General features: G+C 67.6%; 12 protein-coding genes. 5 read left to right on the top strand and 7 right to left on the bottom strand.

Annotated features, from left to right (window positions below; genetic code table 11):
- Positions 1-115: 115 nt before the first annotated feature.
- The 6 genes from BSF38_RS01750 to BSF38_RS01725 form a co-directional block, all read right to left on the bottom strand.
- Positions 116-3400 (bottom strand): family 78 glycoside hydrolase catalytic domain, encoded by a 3285-nt coding sequence (locus BSF38_RS01750; RefSeq protein WP_076343181.1) that lies wholly within the window; start codon positions 3398-3400, stop codon positions 116-118.
- A gap of 111 nt (positions 3401-3511) precedes the next feature.
- Complete coding sequence (locus BSF38_RS01745) at positions 3512-4357, bottom strand: sugar phosphate isomerase/epimerase family protein (RefSeq protein ID WP_076343180.1); 846 nt, start codon at positions 4355-4357, stop codon at positions 3512-3514.
- A gap of 23 nt (positions 4358-4380) precedes the next feature.
- Positions 4381-5160 carry an SDR family NAD(P)-dependent oxidoreductase gene (locus BSF38_RS01740; protein ID WP_076343179.1) on the bottom strand — a complete coding sequence of 260 codons (780 nt, stop codon included), beginning with the start codon at positions 5158-5160 and terminating at the stop codon, positions 4381-4383.
- A gap of 31 nt (positions 5161-5191) precedes the next feature.
- Entirely contained in the window at positions 5192-6247 is a 1056-nt protein-coding gene (locus BSF38_RS01735) for an NAD(P)-dependent oxidoreductase (protein WP_076343178.1), read from the bottom strand.
- Positions 6244-7104, bottom strand: a complete 861-nt coding sequence (locus BSF38_RS01730; RefSeq protein ID WP_083712624.1) for a cupin domain-containing protein — start codon at positions 7102-7104, stop codon at positions 6244-6246. Before BSF38_RS01730 ends, BSF38_RS01735 begins: the two co-directional genes overlap by 4 nt.
- A gap of 3 nt (positions 7105-7107) precedes the next feature.
- Complete coding sequence (locus BSF38_RS01725; RefSeq protein ID WP_076343176.1) at positions 7108-7911, bottom strand: HpcH/HpaI aldolase family protein; 804 nt, start codon at positions 7909-7911, stop codon at positions 7108-7110.
- 209 nt (positions 7912-8120) lie between these two features.
- On the opposite strand from BSF38_RS01725, the gene BSF38_RS01720 reads away from it, so the two are divergent.
- Positions 8121-8324: a TOBE domain-containing protein gene (locus BSF38_RS01720; RefSeq protein WP_076343175.1), complete on the top strand. Its 204-nt coding sequence runs from the start codon at positions 8121-8123 to the stop codon at positions 8322-8324.
- 103 nt (positions 8325-8427) lie between these two features.
- Here BSF38_RS01720 and BSF38_RS01715 read toward each other — a convergent pair whose 3' ends face one another.
- Positions 8428-10200 carry an OprO/OprP family phosphate-selective porin gene (locus tag BSF38_RS01715; RefSeq protein ID WP_083712622.1) on the bottom strand — a complete coding sequence of 591 codons (1773 nt, stop codon included), beginning with the start codon at positions 10198-10200 and terminating at the stop codon, positions 8428-8430.
- 380 nt (positions 10201-10580) lie between these two features.
- On the opposite strand from BSF38_RS01715, the gene BSF38_RS01710 reads away from it, so the two are divergent.
- The 4 genes from BSF38_RS01710 to BSF38_RS01695 all read left to right on the top strand — a co-directional run bounded on the left by BSF38_RS01710 (position 10581) and on the right by BSF38_RS01695 (position 20176).
- A complete protein-coding gene (locus tag BSF38_RS01710; RefSeq protein WP_076343173.1) occupies positions 10581-11003 on the top strand; it encodes a cupin domain-containing protein in 423 nt (140 codons plus the stop codon).
- Between the two features lie 647 nt (positions 11004-11650).
- Positions 11651-14152, top strand: a complete 2502-nt coding sequence (locus tag BSF38_RS01705; protein ID WP_076343172.1) for a PSD1 and planctomycete cytochrome C domain-containing protein — start codon at positions 11651-11653, stop codon at positions 14150-14152.
- A 17-nt stretch (positions 14153-14169) separates the two neighbouring features.
- Positions 14170-15645 (top strand): DUF1501 domain-containing protein, encoded by a 1476-nt coding sequence (locus BSF38_RS01700; protein WP_237170698.1) that lies wholly within the window; start codon positions 14170-14172, stop codon positions 15643-15645.
- 61 nt (positions 15646-15706) lie between these two features.
- Complete coding sequence (locus BSF38_RS01695) at positions 15707-20176, top strand: PVC-type heme-binding CxxCH protein (protein ID WP_083712621.1); 4470 nt, start codon at positions 15707-15709, stop codon at positions 20174-20176.
- The last annotated feature ends 35 nt before the right edge of the window (positions 20177-20211 follow it).

Genomic DNA, 20211 nt, shown 5'->3' with positions numbered 1-20211 from the left:
CCCCACCGGCCTCGCCTGAAATGTCGACCTGATCGCCGACCGCGCCGCGTCTCCTCGACGCGGCGCGGTCGTTCATCGTTTGAACACGTACCGCCATCCCCATGCACCAGCGCGGTCATCGCGAGGCGGCCGGCTTCCATGCGGGCGAGCGGAAGGCGTACGTCCCCGAGCCGACGGAGTAGACCGCGAAGCCGGGCTCGGCTCGCTCGAATTTCACCCCTTCGGCCTGGCCGGCGGGCTTGCCGCCTTCGGTCACGGCCGCCGCGTCGGTCGACGGCACATAAACGGTCGCCGTCGTGTTCGGCGGGACCGTGACGGTCCACGCGAACGCCCCGTCGGCGAGCTTCCATTCGCTGTCGATCCGGCCGTACCGCGACGTGTGCTCGGCCCGGACGAACGTCAGGTCGCCGACCGGCCAAGGGCGGAGGATGATGTGCTTGAAGCCGGGGCGCTCCGGGTCGTAGTTGATCCCCCCGAGCGTCTGATAGAGCCAGGCTTCGAGGTTGCCGGAGAGGATCTTCTGGCTCTCGCCGTTCATGCCGCCGTCCTGGGTGTCGGTGTCCCACCGCTCCCAGCTCGTCGTGGCGCCCTTGGAAACCATGTAGCCCCAGCTCGGCCGCGTCGTCTGGGTCGCCACGGTATAGGCCACGTCGGCCCGCCCCGCGTTGGTCAAAACCTGCATGAACCACTGCATCCCGACCAGGCCCACCGACGTGTGACCGTGGTTCTTCACCATGATCTCGTCGACGAGGTTGGCGACGACCGCCGCCCGGTTCGCCTCGGAGACCAGCCCAAATGCGAGCGGGAAGACGTACGACGCCTGCGTCTCGCTCTCGTACTTATTCGACTTCGGGTTGAAGAACCGCGCGTTGAAGCCGGCCTTCGCCTTCTCGGCCATCGCGTCGAACCGCCTGGCGTCGTCGGCCTTCCCCAGCAGCCGCGCGGCGCGGGCGACGATCCGGCAGTTGTTGTAGTAATAGGCCGACGAGATCAAGGGCCGCGAGGTGACCCGCTTGTCGACGGCCCCCTTGATCCACGAGCCGTCGACCCAGTCGCCGTAGTTGCAATAATCGATCGTGCCGTCCGGCTTCTGGTACGCCTTCTCATGAAAGAGAACCCAGCGCCTGATGCAATCGTAGTTGTCGGCCAGGATCTTCAGATCGCCGTAGAAGTTGTAATGCCAATCGGGGATCACCGTGACGACGCTGGGCCAGACGATGTCCTTGGAGTTGAACGTCCAGTACGGCGGGAGGATCTCCTGGAGGCTGCCGTCTTCCGCCTGGTGGGCGCGGTAGTTGTGAAGGAAGTGATCATAGAAGCGCGCGACGTTGAAGGCGTAGCCTTCGCTCTCGGACGTCTTGGCCGGGTGGCCCGACCAGGGCATCCGCTCGTCGCGGTCGGGCTCCATCGGCACGCTCCGATTCTGCATCCGCGTGCCCCAGCGGGCGTTGAGGTAGATCCGGTTGATCAGCGGGTTCGAGCAGGCGAACCGCCCGGTCGGCTCCATATCGGTGTGAGTGACCAGCCCTTCGAAGTTCGAGGCGTCCGGCGTGCCCGGATAGCCCTCGACCTGCACGAACCGGGTGGCGTTGCCCTTGAACCGGGGGCTCCAGGTCTCGTCCCCTTCGCCTTTCAGCGTGTAGACGTCGGTGTTGTAGGCGCTCCGATCGTTGGCGGCGTTCAGCAGGCCGTCGGGGGTCACGTTGAACGACGTGTGCAACCGAACCGACCGACCGGCCGGGCCGGCGACCTTGAGGCAGACCATCCCGTAGAACGCCTGGCCGAAGTCGACCAGAAAAACGCCCGGCTTCGGGTTCGTGAGAGCGACCGGCTTGAGGACCTCGGTGATCCGGATCGGCTCGATCATCTGGGCTTCGAGGGTCCCGCCCGGCGCCGCGACGAGGTCGGCTTTGCGCCATTTGGAATCGTCGAAGCCGGGACTCGACCAGCCGGGCATCTCGCGACGGGCGTCGTATTCCTCGCCGTCGAATTCGTTGTCCGAGCGGATCGGGCCGTCGGTGGTCAGCTTCCAATTCTCGTCGCTGACGACGTTCTCGACCGAGCCGTCGGCGTACTCCACGCGAAGCTGGAGGAGCAGCTTGGGGTAGCCGTAGCTGTGCATCGGCACGGGATCGTTGACGCGCGGGGCGAAGTAACGGCCGTTGCCAAGCACCACGCCCAGTGCGTTCCGGCCCTGTTTGACTTGATCGCTCAGGTCGAACGTGACGTAGCAGGCCCGGCGGTCGTAGCCAGTCAGCGCGGGGTTCATGAGCTGGTCACTGACAAGTCTTCCGTTCACATGAAGATCGAAGAATCCAAGTCCGCAGACCGAGGCGGTCGCCCGGCGAACCTGCTTCGAAGCGTCGAACTCGCGACGCAGCATCCGGGCCGGCAGCCGGCGATGTTCCGAGCCGCCGACCATTCCCCATGGGGCCGATCCGAGCTTGCCCGACTCGCGCGCGGCCGCCCATTTGGAGTCGTCGAAGTCCTCCCGCTCCCAGCCGATGATGTGCTCGTCGCCGGCTCGCCAGCTCGCGTCGGTCGGCGCGAGCAGCGGCTCGCCGCTCTCGAACTCGACCTTCAGGAGGCCGATCAGGCCCGCGGGGTTCTTGTCCGGGGTGACCGTGGTCGACTCGGCGTTGACGGCGGTCACGGCCAGCGTGTTGGCGCCCGGCCGGAGCAGGGGGGTCAGGTCAAGCGCCTTGACCGACGCCCAGCTCGCCCCCTGGCCGCCGAGCTTACCGTTGACGAAGACGCCGAACGAGTCGTCGGCGGTCATCGTCAGCGTCGCCTTGACGATGCGACGCCCTTCGGGCAGGTTGACCTTCTTGCGGAAGAATCGCCCGCCGATCGGCGCGCCGATGGAGGGATTGCCGGCCGGATACCAGATCCACGAGGCGCCCTCCAACATCGCGGTCGGGCTCTCGGTCGTGTCGCCGCCGTCGTGGCCGATCCACTTCCCGGTCCAGTCCTTGGGGTCGAGCAACCCCATCGTCCATCGCCCGGGCTTGCTCCAATCGGAGGCGTTCCCATCCCGGTCCCAGATCCGGACCGACCACCAGCAAGCGTCGTGCGACCCGAGCGGCTTGCCGGCGTAAGAGACGTGCAGCGACTGATCCGAGGCCGTCTTGCCGGTGTCCCAGAGCGTGTCCTCGCCCTCGCTGAGAGCCGCTTGCGAGCGAGCCACGCGGATTTGATACGCGGACTGGCTCAGCCCGCGCGCGGCGTCCTTGACGGCCGTCGACCTCCAGCTCAGCCGAGGGGCGCGGGCGTCGATGCCCAGGGGGTCGATCAGGTATTCACACCGCAGGTCCTCCACGCGGAGTGAAGCCGGAGCGGCGAGGGACGGGGCGGCGGTCGCCAGAACGAAACCGACGGCGAGGGCGAGACGACGGTGCATGGGAGAAGCCTCGGCGGGAGTGTGCTGATGGTCGGTACAAGCCCGAAGCGCAAGCGAGTGAATTCCCCGCAAGGGCCTCGGCGGGAGTGTGCGGCTGGGCGGAGCAGGGGGTTACATCAGCTTCTCTTGATTGCGAATATAATCGCGCAAGAGGATGGTTTCGGACAGGTTATCGACTTCGTTGCAGTGCTCCCAGTCGATCCAGACGTATTCCACGCCGACGAAGCCGGCGTAGCCGACTTGCTTCATGACGTCGAGCACGCGGCCGTAGTCGATCGCGTTGTCCTTGAACGACGTTTGAAGCCGTCCGGGCCGGGCGCAGCGGGCGTGAAAATGGCTGGCGACGGCGACGAGAGGTTCGATCTCGGAATCGGGGCGGCCGTCGCGGGTGAAGTGGGTGTAGTCGAGCGTCAGCGTCAGGCCGGGAACCGACCGCACCAATTCGGCGGCGGCGGCGGGAGTCGGGACGATCGACCCGACGTGCGCCTCGACCCCGAACGTGACGCCCTGCGCCCGGGCGGACTCGCATCGCCAGGCCAGCTCGTCGCAGCATCGTTTCCAAGACTCCGATTCCGGCTCCTCTTCGAAGTAGACGCCCGGCAGCGCCGAGACGTGCCGCGCGCCGCACTCGGTCGCGAACTCGACGGTCCGGGCGAACCAGTCGCGCGCCTGCCGGCGCCTGGCCGGGTCGGGGTGGTTGGGGGCGAGCGAGACGAAGTCGGGCGCGGTCTGGAGAAAGGCGTCGGCCGCTTCGAGACCACGATCGCGGAGCTTGCCGACGAGTTCCCGGGCCGACCCGCGCACGTCCTCGAAAACCTTCGATGGCCAGAGGTGCGAACGACCTTCGAACAGGCCGATATCGACTCCCTGGAAATCGAGCAGCGCGATCAAGTCGAGCACCTTGTCGTGTTCGAGCAGCGGGAACGTGAAGTCCGCACAGGCCAGCTTCAGCGACATCGCGAATCCTCCCGGACCAATCGTTATTCGGCGTTCCACTCGGCGGCGGCGAGATAGCCGCCGTCGACCACCAGCGACGTCCCCGTGACACCGGCCGAGTCTTCACAGCTCAGGTAAAGCACCGACCGGGCAACTTCGTCCGGAGCCAGCGCCACCTTCAAGGGAACGCGACGGAGGCGGTTTGCAAGGGCGGCCTCGGGGTCGCCGGTCTTGCCGAGGTGATGGCGGAGCATCGGCGTATCGGTGATCCCAGGGCACACACAATTGCACCGGAGGCCGATCGAAGCGTAATCCAGCGCGATCGACCGGCTCAGCCCCAGCACGGCCGACTTCGAGGCCGTGTAAGCGGGCGTCGCCGCCTGGCCGACAAAGCTGCTGATCGACCCGACGTTCACCACGTAGCTGCGGGCGTTGCGACGCAGATACGGAATCCCATGCTTCACGGAGAAAAATATACTCTTAAGATTGACGCCCATCAGCCGGTCCCAATCGGCCTCGTCGTATTCGTGCAACGGCCCAATATGAACGAGCCCCGCGCAGTTGACGACGATGTTCAAACCGCCGAACGCGGCGACCGTCGCTGCGATCGAATCGCGGACGGCGGCCTCGGATGATACGTCGGTGGGGATGAAGAGGGCGCGGGCCTCGGTGATCGCCAGGCGCACGGCCTCGGCCCTTTCGATATCAACGTCCACAAGCGCGACGTTCGCCCCCTCGGCGGCGAACAGTCGGGCCACGCCCTCGCCGATGCCCGACGCGGCCCCGCTGATCCACGCGGTCTGTCCTTCCAGCCTGCGACTCATCAATTCGGCTCCTCGCCCTCGCGCCACCACCTTATCGACATCGCAGTCGGGCCCATTTTTCCTGGAATCCAGGGCGGTCGAAGACCTCGGGGTTGACCACCCCGCGCGGCGTCCGGCCGAGCGCGAGGTCGAGCATCCCCTGACAGGCCGCGCGGCCGATGTCGCGGAACAACTCGTCGGTCCAGGCGATGCAGTGCGGCGCCAGCAGCACGTTGTCGAGCGTGCCGAACCGATGCGGCCGGACGACCGGCTCCTCCGCGAAGCAATCGAGGGCCGCGCCGGCGATCCGCCCCGCCGCCAGGGCGTCGTACAGAGCGTCCTCGTCGACGATGCCGCCCCGCGCCGTGTTGATCAGGTAGGCGTCGGGCTTCATCAGCCCGATCTCGCGGGCGCCGATCAGACCGCGGGTCTTGTCGGTGAGTGGGCAATGGATGGAAACGAAGTCGGCCTCGGCCAGCAGCTCGTCGAGGCCGACGGATCGGACACCCAACTCGTCGGCCGCGCGGGCGTCGAGGAACGGGTCGAAGACGAGCGGCGGCTTCATGCCGAACCCTCGCAGCAAGCCGACGGTCGCCCGGCCGATCCCCCCGAAGCCGATCGCGCCGAAGGTCCGATCGCGCAGGTCGCGCCCCATATACTTCGACCGCTCGTCCCATCTCCCGGTGCGGACCAGGTCGTCCTTGATGCGGACGTTGTGGCAGAGGCCGATCATCCAGCCGACCGTCGCCTCGGCGACCGACCGATCGACCGCGCCCGCCGTGATGAAGACAGCGACGTCGGCGGCGGTGCAGGCGGCCACGTCCACCGCGTCGTAGCCGACGCCGAACCGGCCGATCGCCAGCAAATCGCGGCTCTGAGATACGGTCTCGGCCGTCACGGCGGGCGTCAAGACGACGACGCCTTGCGCGCCGGCGTCGGCGATCTGGTCAGCGCCGATCGGCGTCCGATGCTCGGCGAGTTTGACCCATTCGACGTCGTCGCGGCCGTCGAAGATCGACAGGCCGACGTCGGGATATTTCGTCGACCCGTCGGCCGCGAAGAAGTCGCCGGTGAAGGCCACCCGGAACCGCTTCGGCGTCTGGCTCATCGGGTGGCTCCTTCGCGCCAGGGGTTGCCTTCAACGGTCGCGCAGCTCTCGTCGACCACGATCCGGATCGGCGACGGCCCGGCGTAGACCCAGATCATGGCCATCGGCTCATCGGATTCATTGATGAAGTAATGAACCCGCCCGCGCGGCTGCAAGGCGGTCGCGTCGCGCATCGGGTGCCGGCGGCCCTCGACGATGCACAAGGCGTCGCCGTCGATGATCGAGATCGACTCGTCGAAGTCGTGGACGTGGGCCGGGAGCCGGCCGCCGGGGAGGAACAGGCCGTAGCCGCCGCTCATCTCCAGGCCCGGCATGAGCGTCTCGTTGAAGAAGTCGATGAACGCCGTGTTCGGCCCCGCCGCGAACCGCTCGGCCGTCCGGAACCGGTTGAACCGCTCGGCGCCGGCGAGGCCGTTGGCTTCGTCCGGCATCGCGATGCGCGGGAACGTATCATCGACGATCGTGCGCGTCGGCGCGTCGCTAGCCAGCGCGACGTGGAGGATCGCCGGTTCGGTGTCCGACAGGTTCCTGACTTGATGCGCCGGGCCGCGTGGGATGACGACGTTGTCGAGCGGTTCGAGGACGTACTCGCGGCCCTCGACGGCCGCGATCGCCCGCCCCTTGAGCAGCGTGATCGACTCGGCGAACGTGTGCGTGTGGTAGGAGAGGGCCGTCGAAGGGGCGATCGTCACAAGGCCGGTGGTCAGGCCCCGGGTGCCGTTGTGAGCGCCCACCAGGCATTCGAGCCGCACGCCGGGTTCGACGTCGAGGAACGCGCCGGCGCCGATCGGCGTCATGACCTCCATGCGATCGGGCCGCATCGACTCGGGAGGGCGGGCAAGCGGCGGACTGGACATCGTCTACTCCTCGATTCGGAAGCCGGATCGGATCTTTCGGTCTCGGCCGACTGCGGCCAGAGACGCATGCAGCGAGCGAAGCAAGAGGCCGCCGTCGAGGCCAAGGCCGAGCATCAAGAAGCCTTGTTCGAGGCGCTCGGCGAGATTCGGGTCGCCGGCCGCCACGACCCCGCAATGTTTGCCCGCGTTGCGTACGGCGTCTTTCAAATCGAGAATCCGCCGGGCGACCCCGGGGCCCTCCCACTGGCCTCGAAAGCCGGCGGTCGAGGAGAAGTCGGCCGGGCCGAAGAAGAAGACGTCGACGCCATCGACCTGGGTCATCCGGTCGATGTCGTCGGCCGTGCGGATGGTCTCGATGATCGGCACGACCAGGACGTTGGCGTTCGCCTCGGCCGTGTGCTCGGCCATGCACTCGCCCCATCCCGTGGCCCGCTCGGCGCCAATACCTCGGCACCCCTCGGGAGGATAATGGGCGAAGGAGACGGCCCTGCGGAGTTGCTCCTCGGTCTCGACCCAGGGGACGACCACGCCGTCGGCGCCGAGGTCGAGCGTCCGCTTGATGAGGCCTCGGTCCAGCTCGGCCACCCGCACCAGCGCCACGGTCTCGCTGCGGACCGCGACCCGCAGATGCGCGACGACGTCGGCCCAGTCGAGACAGCCGTGCTCGGCGTCGATCACGACCCAGTCGAGCCCGAGCGCGACCGCCATCTCGGTGACGCTCGGTGATTCGAGCGTCACCCACAGCCCGTACGCCGCCCGACCGGCGGCGAGCTTTTCGCGGAACTTCCTGAGCGCCAACGTGTTCATATCAATCTCGATAATCTTCGGAGCGCCGGGCCGATGCACGATTCGGCCCCGCTCGCCACGGCCGTCCATTCTGAGGGTGTGCGCGCGAAGTAGCAATCGGGGCGTCGGAATCGTCGTCGGGCGGGTGTGCGGCGCGGGTTCGCCGGATTATCATGGCCGTCCGAGGATTCGAAACACGACCACGTCTTTCTCGAATCGAAAGGGCCGCCATGCTCAGCGCGCGAAACCAACTCCCCGCGACCGTCAAGTCCGTGAAACTGGGGAACGTCATGGCCGAGGTGGTCATGACCGTGGGCGACGTGGAACTGGTCGCCGCGATCACGCGCGGTTCCGCCGAAGCCATGAACCTGAAGGCCGGCGACGTCGTCAACGCGGTCATCAAGTCGACCGAGGTCATGATCGACAAGTCGTGAGGCCGGCCCGGCCGCCTCGACGATCCCGCCTTCAGAGCGTCTCAGAGTCTGTCCCACATGCGCGTATAACGGGAGGGCGAGGCTCCCGCTACGAGACAGACTCTCAGAAGTAGATCTGGCCGCGGACCCAGAACAGGTCGCTGCTGCTCTGGAGCTTGCCGGGGGCGTAGAGGACCGGGGCGCCGAACTCGGAGTGCTGCCAGTCGAGATAGATCTTGAGGTACTCGTTCATGTACCAGTTCAGGCCCAGGTCGAACGACTGGACGCGGTTGGTCCAGATGTTGGGGTCGGCGAGGCCGCCGGTGAAAACCTCGTCGCCCATGGTCAGCAGGCTGTAGCGGCCTTGGAGTTCCCAGGCGCCGAGGCCGAACGACTTCTTGCGGAGGTCGAACGGCTTGTTGGGGCGGACCTGCGACCGGCGGTTGACCGTCTCGCCGGTCAGGAAGTAGCCGGCGGCGACGTAGAAGCCGTTCAGCGGCACGCGGACGTTCTTCGCGCCGACGACGTTCGTGAGGGCGTAGTCGGCGAAGGCCCCCTGCCATTCGCCGATCACGCTCAACTGCTTATAATAGTACGCCGTGTGCAACGACCACATGGCCCGCTCGCCGCTCTCGATCACGTTGTTGTTCCACTGGAAGAACGACGGCGCGGCGCTGAAGGCGCCGGGGTTGTTGGTGCCGCTGACCGAGGTCCGCAGGGCGGTCGGGTACACGGCGTTGTTCTGACTGCCGAAGTCGGCCGAGCCGCCGATGTTGAAGTATTTCAGGGCCGGAAGCGCGGCGTTCTCCTGGAACGGCCGGGCGTCGAAATAGGCGATCACGTCCTTGCCGGCGTTGAAGTCGAGCTGCTGGTTGCGCGGACCGTCGAAGATGCCGACCGCGTAGTCGACGCTCTTCTTGAACAACTGTCCCCAGATCTGCGCGCCGACTCCTCGATTGAGGCCGAAGTTGGCGCCGAAGAGCGACCGCTCGGGCTGCAGGAGGTCGGTGTTGGAGATCGCGTAGTACTCGTAGAGATAAGGGACCTTGAACCGGCCGAACTTGACCATCAGGCGGTCGTCGTAGTGCCAGTTGACGAAGGCGTTGAGGAGGTTGACGGTGCCGTACGCCGATTCGAGCGAAGCGTCGTACTCGATCGGCTTGGAGAGCCGGCCGGCGATGATGAACCGCTCGCGAGGCACGTCGAAACCGCCGGCGCCCGGCGATTGAGCCGACTGGTTGTAAAACCGTCCCTCAACCTGCGTCTGGTTGTGGATCTGGAACTGGTACTCACCGTTATCGGTCTCGAATTCGATGCCGGGGCCGAAGTTGACCTTCAACGGGATCTTGCCCGGCCCTTTGAACGGCGTCGTACGCGACGACTCGGCCGGGTTGTCGCGCGCCCCCGCGCCTCCCTCGTCGGAGCGGTCGCTGCGCGGCGGCTGAAAGGTGCCGTCGCCGCCTCTCACGTCGAGGCTTTGCGCCGGGCCGCCTCCCCCGCCGGAAGGCTCGGCCGGGTTGTCGCGCGCCCCCGCGCCCCCTTCGTCGGAGCGGTCGCTGCGCGGCGGCTGGACCGAAGGATCCTGACGGGCTCGCACAACCGACCCGTCCAGCTCCCTGGAAAGCGACTGAAGCTGCTGGTTGACCTTGCCGTACTGCTCGCTCATCCGGCCGAGCTGACCGGAGAGCTGGCGATTCTGCTCGATGAGAGCCTTGTTGGTCTCTTCGAGGGCGCGCAGCCGCTCCTCAACCGTCGGCTCGTGAGACACCGTCGCGGCGGGTTGCGGCGCGGGCGTGGGAGCAGGCGCCTGCCCCCACGCGGAAGTCGTCGCACAACAGGTCAAGACCGCCGCGATGGCCCAATGGGCGCGCCGGCGCGGCCCTTCGTCTCTCAGCATGAAACGCCCCGAATATCCAAACAGCGCGTGGCCGCGCAATTCCTGCGATATGGAGAACCCGCACCACACCTGTATCGGCCGCGCAATCCTTGCAGCTTAAGCGAATCACCCCGATTATCCTGATCGCCCGGAATCGGTTTCCGAGTGATGAACGGAAATCGCTAGCTGGGCGTGGGACCGAGTCCGGATGGTAGCCGGGGTCTATGGACCCCGGGACGGCTGCCGTGAGACCGGACCGGCCTCACAGAGGCCGGCTACAAATCCGCGCCTTACGGCGGATTCTTCGAAAACCGACCACCTTGTCACGGAACGGGCCGCCCCGTCGTCCTTGTCGCTGAACGGCGGGTACGGCATCTTCAATCTTGTGAGGAGGAAAGGCCATGATCCGGACTTTGTTGACCCTCGCGGCTGGCATCGGCGTCGGGGCTGGCGGGATGGCCGCGGTCTACCACGAGGACGGGAAAGTAACCCTCATCGCCGAGAGGAACATCGTCGAGAAGCTGGACGGCAACGCGACCAAGGCGACCGTCGTGGAGGTGAACCTTGAGCCCGGCCAGGCGGGCTCGCCCCACCGCCACCCCGGCCCGGCGTTCGGGTACGTCTTGGAGGGCGAGTACGAGTGGGGCGTCGACGACCAGCCCGCCAAGGTGCTCAAAGTGGGCGAGACGTTCTACGAGCCGACGGGGAGCTTGCATCGGGTGTCGAAGAACCCGGCCGCGAAGGGAAAGACCCGCGTCCTCGCCCTGGTCTTGCACCCGCGAGACGCCAAGCTCATCGCCGTCCCCGAGCCGAAGACGGAGTAAGGGGGCGGCCACAAACACCATCCAAGTCGAAAAAGCACCCCCGTACACCACGGAGAATACGGAGCTGAACCAGAGAAGGATTCGGAAACGGTTGCACATGAATCGCTCCCCCTCCATATTCTCCGGGTCCTCCGTGGTGAGTTTCTTCGTACCGACAATTGGACTTTCTCTGAAAATCGCTCGTGGGACCAACTGCGGGACGATCGAGGAGCGGAATACAAGCCCGACGCGCCAGCGAGGGGATCGCCTCGGCGATTCGAAAACACTCCCTCGCTGGCGCGTCGGGCTTGTATTGGGTGGCCGCTCGCGACACGACCCGGAGCCCATTATCATGAGGTCGGGAGCCCCAAACCGGGACATGACGATTGGTTCGTGGACAGCCCCCAGGCCGATACGAAGGCGACGGCGACCTCCTCTGAAGATTGGGATTATCGGCGCAGTGGCTCCGTCGTTCGGGGACTTGTCCTGAAATTTTGTCACGAATGAGGTTGCGTGAAAACGAAAAGTAGCATTGACGGCGACTTCCGCCTATGATGAAACCGCGAATGAGATGATGCGCCCCGAAGAAAGAGCCTAGAGAAGCCCGACGACCGGCCCCCCTCCGGTCCACGCGATCACTCGGAAATCCCAGCCGAGGGCCACGCCATATGGATGTCGTCGCACGGACCCGCTCGCGTCTCCTCGTTGCGGCCTTCCTGGCCCTTGCGATCGTTTCGTCGTCCCGAACGACCTCGGCCGGCGAGCCGGGCGAAGCCAAGGCCGAAGCCGACCGCGCCCGGTTCTTCGAGCAGAAGGTCCGGCCGCTGCTGGCCGAGAAGTGCTATTCGTGCCACGGCCCCGACAAGCAAAAAGGGGGCCTGCGGCTCGACTCGCGCGAGGCCGCTCTCAAGGGGGGCGAGACCGGCGCGGCGGTGGCGCCAGGCAAACCCGAAGCAAGCCCGCTGGTGGCGGCGGTCCGATACGAGGACCTCGAAATGCCCCCGACGGGTAAGCTCGAAGCCGACCAGATCGCCATCCTCGCGCAATGGGTCGAGCAAGGCGCCTTCTGGACGCCGGGCGCGACGACCGCCGGGACGAAGCCTGGACCGGCCTCGCCGGTGGACCGCGAATTGTGGTCGTTCCAGCCGCTCCGCGACATTCAACCCGAAGGGCCCGACGCTCCCGCGCCGTGGGCTGCCTGGTCGCGGAATCCGATCGATCGGTTCGTGCTCGGTGCGATGCTCGACAAGGGGCTAACGCCCGCCGCCGAGGCGTCGAAGCGGACCTTGATCCGCCGGGTCGCCTTCGATCTGACGGGCCTGCCGCCGACGCCCGAGGAGATCGACCGCTTTCTGGCCGACGCCGCGCCCGACGCCTACGACCGGCTGGTCGACCGTCTGCTGGCCTCGCCCCAGTACGGCGAGCGCTGGGGACGGCACTGGCTTGACCTGGTCCGCTACGCCGAGTCCGACGGCCACAACGCCGACGCCTACCGCCCCGACGCCTGGCGGTATCGCGATTACGTCGTCCGCTCGCTCAACGCAGACAAGCCCTACAACCGCTTCCTCACCGAACAACTCGCCGGCGACGAACTCGACCCCGGCGACCCCGACCTGCGGATCGCCACCGGCTACCTGCGCCTCGGTCCGTACGAAGCGAACCAGCGCAACGTGCGAGGCCAGTGGACCGACATCCTCAACGAGATGACCGACGTCACCGGCGAGGTGTTCCTGGGGCTGAGCATCGGCTGCGCGCGGTGCCACGACCACAAGTTCGACCCGATCCTTCAGAAAGACTATTACCGCCTCCAGGCCTTCTTTACGCCGATCCTGCCCATCGACGGCCTCTCCGTGGCCACAGCCTCGGAGACGTCCGACTACAAGGCGAAGCGGGCCGAATGGGAAAAGGCGACGGCCGAGATCCGGGCGAAGCTCGACGCGATCGAGCGCCCGATCCGCGAGCAGGAGGACGCGACCGCCATCGTCAAGTTCCCCGACGACGTCAAGGCGATGCTCGCCAGGCCCGAGGCCGAACGGACGCCGCTCGAAGCGCAGCTCGCGGCCCTGGCCTTCCGGCAGATCACCCTCGAACGCGACAAACCGCTCACCGCCGCGAAGATCGCCAAGCCCGATCGCGAGCGATGGCAGGCGCTGGTCGGCGACCTCAAAAAGTTCGACGCGATCAAGCCCGCCGAGCCGGCCAAGGCCCTGGGGGTCGGCGACGTCGGGCCGTCGGCCCCTCCCACGACGATTCCGGGCGCCAGGAAGACCGAGGAGATCGCGCCGGGGTATCTGACGGCCCTCGCCCCCGCGCCGGCGGCCGTCCCAGCCCCCGTCAACGCGCCGCGATCGACGGGCCGGCGGCTGGCGCTGGCGAACTGGCTGAGCCGGCCCGACAACCCGCTCTCGACCCGGGTGATCGTCAACCGGATCTGGCAGTACCACTTCGGCCGGGGCCTGGTGGGAACCTCGAACGACTTCGGCAAGGTCGGCGACGCGCCGTCGCACCCCGAGCTGCTCGACTGGCTGGCGCGCCGGTTCGTGGCCGACGGGTGGCGGCTCAAGCCCTTGCATCGGTTGATCCTGACCTCGGCTGCCTATCGCCAGTCGTCCGAGCGGTCCGAGAGCGAGGTCGAGTCGGCGCGGCTGATCGACCCCGAGGTCCGCCTGCTCTGGAAACAGACCGTCCAGCGGCTTGAAGCCGAGGAGGTCCGCGACGCAATGCTCGCCGTCTCGGGCGAGCTGACCGCCGCCGCGAGCGGCCCGAGCGTCGATCCCAAGACGCCGCTCCGGTCCGTCGTCGCCAAGGTGATGCGCAACACCCACGACCCAGTTCTCGAAGTCTTCGACGCCCCCGACGGCTTCACCAGCGCCGGCCGACGCAACGTGAGCACGACGCCCGTGCAGGCGTTGCTGCTCATCAACGGCTCGTGGACGCTCGCCCGGGCGAAGGCGATGGCCGGGCGGCTCGACCGCCTGACTGCTGAAGCGAGCGGCGATCGCGATCAGGCCCGGATCGCCTGGGCCTATCGGCTGGCCTTCGGCCGCCAGCCCGAGGCCGACGAACTGGCCGACGGCCTGGCGTTCCTGCGGCGTCCCGACCCGCGCGAGGCCCTCGTCGACTACTGCCACGTGCTCCTGAATTCCAACGAGTTCCTCTACGTCGATTGACGGGAAAGGGGCCGGCCGTGAGCGACCACGACGTGATCTCAGGCGAGTCCGGCCCCCCCGCGCATCGCGTACTCCCGCTTTCAAGGCGCGACTGGCTGATACGGGCCGGCGCCGGCTTCGGCGCGTTGCCCCTGTTCGAGCTGCTGAGCCGCGACAGCCAGGCGGGCGAGATCCTCGCCAGGCCGGTCGGCGGCGCGGGCGCGAGCGATCCGTCGTGGCGACGTCCGGCGACGGCCAAGAGCGTGATCTTTCTGTTCATGGAAGGGGGCCCCAGCCAGATCGACCTGTTCGATCCCAAGCCGCTCCTGAACAAGCTGGCGGGCCAGCGGATGCCGGCGGCCTTCAAGCCGGTGATCACGCCCATGGGCGAGTTCTATTCGCCGATCCTCCCCTCGCGCCGCAAGTGGAAGCAGTACGGCGAGAGCGGCGCGTGGGTCTCCGACTGGCTGCCGCATATCACGGAGTGCGTCGACGACCTGGCGATCATCCGTTCGTGCTGGTCGAACGGGCTCAACCACGTCGGCGGCGTGACCCAGATGAACACCGGCTCGACGCTGAGCGGCCGGCCCTCGCTGGGAAGCTGGGCGTCGTACGGCCTGGGGACCGAGAATCAGAACCTCCCCGCCTTCGTCGTGATCCAGGACAACGCCCGGTCGACCGTCGCCGGGGGGCCGCGGAACTGGGGCGCCGGCTTCATGCCCGCGGTCTACCAGGGGACGCGGATCGGAGGAGGCGCCGAGCCGATCCCCAACCTCTTGCCTCCCGCGACCATCGCCGCCGACCGCCAGCAGGCGAAGCTCACGCTGCTGGACCGGCTCAACCGCCGCCACCTGGAGACTCGGTTCGACCAGACCGAGCTGGACGCCCGGATTCAAAGCTTCGAGCTGGCCTTCCGGATGCAGGCCGAAGCCCCGGCGGCCGTCGACCTCGACGACGAGTCCGCCGAGACCCGCACCCTCTACGGCCTCGACGACCCGGCCACCGAGAACAACGGCCGCAACTGCCTGCTCGCCCGCCGCCTGGTCGAGCGCGGGGTGCGGTTCGTTCAGCTTTACTGCGGCGCCGGCTCGCGATGGGACTCGCATCAAGACATCGAAAAGAACCACGGCGCGATCTGCCGGAGCACCGACAAGCCGGTCGCCGGCCTGATCAAGGACCTCAAGCGTCGGGGCCTGCTCGACGACACGCTGGTCGTCTGGGGGGGCGAGTTCGGCCGCACGCCGATGTCCGAGAAAGGCGACGGCCGCGACCACAACCCGTACGGCTTCACGATGTGGATGGCCGGCGGCGGGATCAAGCCGGGCGTCACCGTCGGCGCGACCGACGACGCCGGCCTGCATGCGATCGAGGACCGCCTGCACGTCCACGACCTCCACGCCACGATCCTCCATTGCCTCGGCGCCGATCACTCGAAATTGATCTACCGCCACCAGGGCCGTCCCGAGCGGCCGACGGTCAACGAAGGCCGAGTCTGCCGGAAGCTGCTGGCCTGACATGAATCGTTCCGCGTCGCCTCATTCCCGCCTACAGACAAGCACCCAGGAGACCTGCCCGATGCGGTCGGCCCGTTTCGCCTTGCTCGCCACGGTCGTCTTGACGGGCGGCCTCGCCGCCGTCGTCGCCGATGAGCCTGTGAAGGGTTCCCTGACGCTGCACGCCCGGTCTCGCAAGCCGGTCGCCGATACGTACCAACCCGCCGAATCGACCCTTCAGTGGAAGCCGTCGCAGACCGCCCTCATCGTCTGCGACGTCTGGGACGAGCACTGGTGCCGCGGCGCCACCCGCCGCGTCGGCGAGCTGGCCCCGGCCATCAACCGCGCGGTCGCCGCCGCCCGGTCGAAGGGCGTGTTCATCATCCACGCCCCCAGCGACTGCATGGCGACGTACAAGGACCACGCCGGTCGGCGACTCGCCCAGGACGCGCCCAAGGCGGCCGACCTCCCCAAGGACATCGGCGCGTGGTGCTACAAGATTCCCTCGGAGGAGCGCGGGATCTATCCGATCGACCAGACCGACGGCGGCTGCGACGACGGCCCGCCTTGCCCCCAACGCACCGCCTGGAAGGGCGAGCATCCGGCTATCGAGATCAAGGAGGGGGACGCGATCAGCGACTCGGGCGCCGAGATCTGGAACCTGCTCGCCAGCCGGGGGATCTCGAACGTCATGCTGACGGGCGTTCACACGAACATGTGCGTGCTCGGGCGTTCGTTCGGGCTCCGGAACCTGTCGCGTCACGGCAAGAACGTCGTCCTGCTCCGCGACCTGACCGACACGATGTACAACTCGCGGAGCCGGCCCTACGTCAGCCATTTCGAGGGGACGAACCGGATCATCGAGCACATCGAGAAGTTCGTCTGCCCGACGATCGTCTCGACCGATTTGACCGGCCAGCCCGCGTTCGCCTTCCAGCTCGACGACCGCCCCCGCGCCGTGTTCCTGATCGGCGAGGACGAGTACCAGACCGAGAAAACCCTGCCGGCGTTCGCCCTCTCGGAGCTTGAGCCGCTGGGCGTGCGATGCACGTTTGCGATCGCCGACCCCAAGAAGCCGCACGACTTCCCGGGGATCGAGGCCCTTGACGACGCCGATCTACTGGTCGTCAGCGTCCGCCGCCGCGCCCCGTCCGACGGGGAGATGAAGACGATCCGCCGCTACATCGAGTCGGGCAAGCCGGTCGTCGGCATCCGGACGGCCTGCCACGCGTTCGACGCCCGGGGCAAAGCGCCGGCGGGTCACGTCGAATGGCCGACGTTCGACCCCGACGTGATCGGCGGCCACTACACGGGCCACCACGCCAACGACGTCAAGCCGAGCATCGTCCCAGCCCCCGGCGCGGCGAGCCACCCGATCCTCTTGGGCGTCGAGCCGGCGTTCAACGGCCAGGGCTCGCTCTACAAGGTCAACCCGCTGGCGGCTTCGACTCACCCGCTGCTGATCGGGACGATCGCCGGCCATCCCGCCGAGCCGGTCGCCTGGACCAATCAATCGGGCAAGTCGCGCGTGTTCTACACGTCGCTCGGCCACCCCGACGATTTCGCGATTCCGGCGTTCCGCCGCCTCTTGCGCAACGCCGTGTTCTGGGCGCTCGACCGTCCCCCCGCGACCCTCGCCGGCAAGCCGAAAGGCCCGTTGAAGCCCGACCAGGCGCTCGCGGCGTTCAAGACGCCCGATGACCTGGCCCTCGACCTCATGCTGGCCGAACCGGTCGTCCGCCAGCCGCTGAGCCTCAGCTTCGACGAGCGCGGGCGGCTGTGGGTCGTCGAGTACTTGCAGTACCCGCACCCGGCCGGCCTCAAGATTCTCAGCCGCGACGGCGTCTGGCGGGTGACGTACGACAAGGTTCCTCTGCCGCCGCCGCACCACGTCAAGGGGCTCGACAAGATCACGATCCACGAAGACACCGACGGCGACGGCGTCCTCGACCACCACAAGACGTTCGTCGACGGCCTCAACATCGCCACCTCCGCGGCGCGGGGGAGGGGAGGCGTCTGGGTGCTCAACCCGCCGTACCTCCTCTTCTATCCCGACAAGGACAACGACGACGTCCCCGACGGCGATCCCGAAGTGCATCTGCAGGGGTTCGGCCTCGAAGACACGCACTCGGTCGTCAATAGCCTGAGCTGGGGCCCCGACGGCTGGCTCTACGCGGCGCAGGGGAGCACCGTCTCGGGCCACGTATCGCGGCCGGTGCTCGACAAGGGGAAGGAGCCGGTCCACTCGCTCGGCCAGCTCATCTGGCGGTATCATCCCGAGACCCGCCGCTACGAGATCTTCGCCGAGGGAGGCGGCAACGCGTTCGGCGTCGAGATCGACTCCCACGGCCGGATCTTCTCGGGGCACAACGGCGGCGACACGCGCGGGTTCGCCTACGTCCAGGGGGGGTACTTCCAGAAGGGATTCGAGAAGCACGGCCCGCTCTCCAACCCGTACGCGTTCGGCTACTTCCCGGCGATGAAGCACGAACCGGTGCAGCGGTTCACCCACGACTTCCTGCTCTACCAGGGGGACCAGCTCCCGTCGAAGTACCAGGGGACGCTGTTCGGCGTCGCGCCGCTGCTCAACCACGTCGTGATGAGCGAGGTCTTGCCCGACGGCTCGTCGGTCCGGACCCACGACGTCGGCCACGCGATGACGACGCCCGACGGCTGGTTCCGCCCGGTCGACGTCACCCACGGACCCGACGGCTGCCTGTACGTCGCCGACTGGTACGACGCCGACCTCAGCCACCGCCTCAACAACGACGGCAAGCTCGACCCCGGCTCGGGCCGCGTCTACCGCATTCGCGCCCGCTACTCCGAGCCCCGGCGCAAGCTTCCCGACATGGGCAAGCTCGCGACCAAAGACCTCGCCGACCTCCTCAACCACCCGAACCGCTGGACCCGCCAGACGGCCCTCCGGCTGATCGGCGACCGCAAGGACGCCTCGATCGCCCCCGAGTTGAAGCGCCGGCTGACCGAGACGACCGGTCAAAACGCCCTCGAAGCGCTCTGGGCGTTGAACCTCGTCGGCGGGCTCGACGAGGCGACGTCTCTCGCGGCCCTCGACCACGCCGACCCCTTCGTCCGGATCTGGGCGGCCCGGCTCTCCTGCGACGATCGGGAAGCGTCGCCGAAGCTCGCGCAAAAGCTCGTTGAACGCGCGGCGACGGAGCCGAACGTCGAGGTCCGCAGCCAGCTCGCCGCTTCGGCCCGGCGACTGCCGGCGAAGGACGCGCTGGCGATCGTCGCCCGGCTGGTCACGCGCACCGAGGACGCGACCGACATCCACCTGCCGCTCTTACTCTGGTGGGCCGTCGAGGCCAAGGTCGGGTCTGATCCCGAGGCCGTGATCGACCTGTTCCGCGACAAGGCGTTCTGGGACGCGCCGATCGTGGCGACGACGATCTCGGAGCGGCTGATGCGACGGTTCGCCGCCGCCGGCGGTCGGAAGGACCTGGACGACTGCCTCCGCCTCTTCAAGCTGGCGCCGGGGCCCGACCATGCCAAGCGACTCGTCGCCGGCCTGGAAGCCGCCTACAGTGGTCGATCGCTGGCCGGGCTGCCGCCGGCGCTGGCCGACGCGATGGCCAAGTACAGCGGCCAGTCGGTCGCCTTCGGCCTACGGCAAGGGAAGCCCGAGGCGATCGCCGCGGCGCTCAAGGTCTTCGGCGATCCCAACGGCGACCTGGAGAAGCAACTCCAGTACCTCCGGGTGCTCGGCGAGGTCCGCATAAAGGCGTGCCAGCCGGCGATCCTCCGCCTCGCCTGCCAGTCGCCCGTCAACCCGCTCCGCTCGGCCGCGCTGTCGGCCCTGGCGAATTCCGACGACCCGGCCGTCGCCGTCGAGGTCCTCAAGACCTACGATTCGCTCTCCGACGACGTGCTCGCCTCGGCGCAGAACCTGCTCGCGTCACGCCGGAGCTGGGCGCTGGCGTTGCTCGAAGCCGTCGACGCCGGCCGCGTCGACCCCCGCACGATCCCCCGGGAGATCGCGTTGCGGTTCCCGCTGCTGAAAGACCCGAAGATCTCGGCCCTCGCCGCACGCCATTTCGGCTCGCTCGCGCCGACCGGCACGCCCCAGCTTCGGGAGCAGGTCGCCAAGCTCGCGAGCCTCGTCCGGACCGGGACCGGCACGCCCAAGGCGGGGCAGAAGATCTTCCTCGAACGATGCGACCGCTGCCACACGCTGTTCGGCAAGGGGGGGAAGGTCGGCCCCGACCTGACCACCTACCGCCGCGACGACGTCGACACGATGCTGCTGTCGATCGTCGACCCCAACGCCGAGATCCGCGAGGGCTACAACTCGTTCGTCGTCGCCACGACCGACGGCCGCGTCCTGGCCGGCACCTGCCCCGACCAGGACAACCGCGTCGTCGTCCTCCGCTGCTCCGACGGCAAGGAGCTCACCATCGCCCGCGACGAGATCGAGACGATGGAACCCTCCAAGACCTCGATCATGCCCGAAGGCCTCCTCGCCCCGCTCACCGACCAGCAGCTCCGCGACCTGTTCTCGTACCTGCGGATCGGCCAGCCGCTCATCGATTAGCGCGGTAAACGCGAACGTTGGAATTGTAGCCGCTG

Source organism: Paludisphaera borealis, from assembly GCF_001956985.1.
In the GTDB taxonomy this organism is placed as follows: Bacteria; Planctomycetota; Planctomycetia; order Isosphaerales; family Isosphaeraceae; genus Paludisphaera; species Paludisphaera borealis.
Note: the sequence above shows the minus strand (reverse complement) of the source record. Positions and strands in the feature narration are given on the sequence as shown.

What these genes read in the sequence shown, in the direction of transcription:
- BSF38_RS01725 (WP_076343176.1), bottom strand. Translation starts at nt 7,911, where the DNA reads ATGAACACGTTGGCGCTCAGGAAGTTCCGCGAAAAGCTCGCCGCCGGT.
- BSF38_RS01720 (WP_076343175.1), top strand. Translation starts at nt 8,121, where the DNA reads ATGCTCAGCGCGCGAAACCAACTCCCCGCGACCGTCAAGTCCGTGAAA.
- BSF38_RS01715 (WP_083712622.1), bottom strand. Translation starts at nt 10,200, where the DNA reads ATGCTGAGAGACGAAGGGCCGCGCCGGCGCGCCCATTGGGCCATCGCG.
- BSF38_RS01710 (WP_076343173.1), top strand. Translation starts at nt 10,581, where the DNA reads ATGATCCGGACTTTGTTGACCCTCGCGGCTGGCATCGGCGTCGGGGCT.
- BSF38_RS01750 (WP_076343181.1), bottom strand. Translation starts at nt 3,400, where the DNA reads ATGCACCGTCGTCTCGCCCTCGCCGTCGGTTTCGTTCTGGCGACCGCC.
- BSF38_RS01745 (WP_076343180.1), bottom strand. Translation starts at nt 4,357, where the DNA reads ATGTCGCTGAAGCTGGCCTGTGCGGACTTCACGTTCCCGCTGCTCGAA.
- BSF38_RS01695 (WP_083712621.1), top strand. Translation starts at nt 15,707, where the DNA reads ATGCGGTCGGCCCGTTTCGCCTTGCTCGCCACGGTCGTCTTGACGGGC.
- BSF38_RS01740 (WP_076343179.1), bottom strand. Translation starts at nt 5,160, where the DNA reads ATGAGTCGCAGGCTGGAAGGACAGACCGCGTGGATCAGCGGGGCCGCG.
- BSF38_RS01730 (WP_083712624.1), bottom strand. Translation starts at nt 7,104, where the DNA reads ATGTCCAGTCCGCCGCTTGCCCGCCCTCCCGAGTCGATGCGGCCCGAT.
- BSF38_RS01735 (WP_076343178.1), bottom strand. Translation starts at nt 6,247, where the DNA reads ATGAGCCAGACGCCGAAGCGGTTCCGGGTGGCCTTCACCGGCGACTTC.
- BSF38_RS01705 (WP_076343172.1), top strand. Translation starts at nt 11,651, where the DNA reads ATGGATGTCGTCGCACGGACCCGCTCGCGTCTCCTCGTTGCGGCCTTC.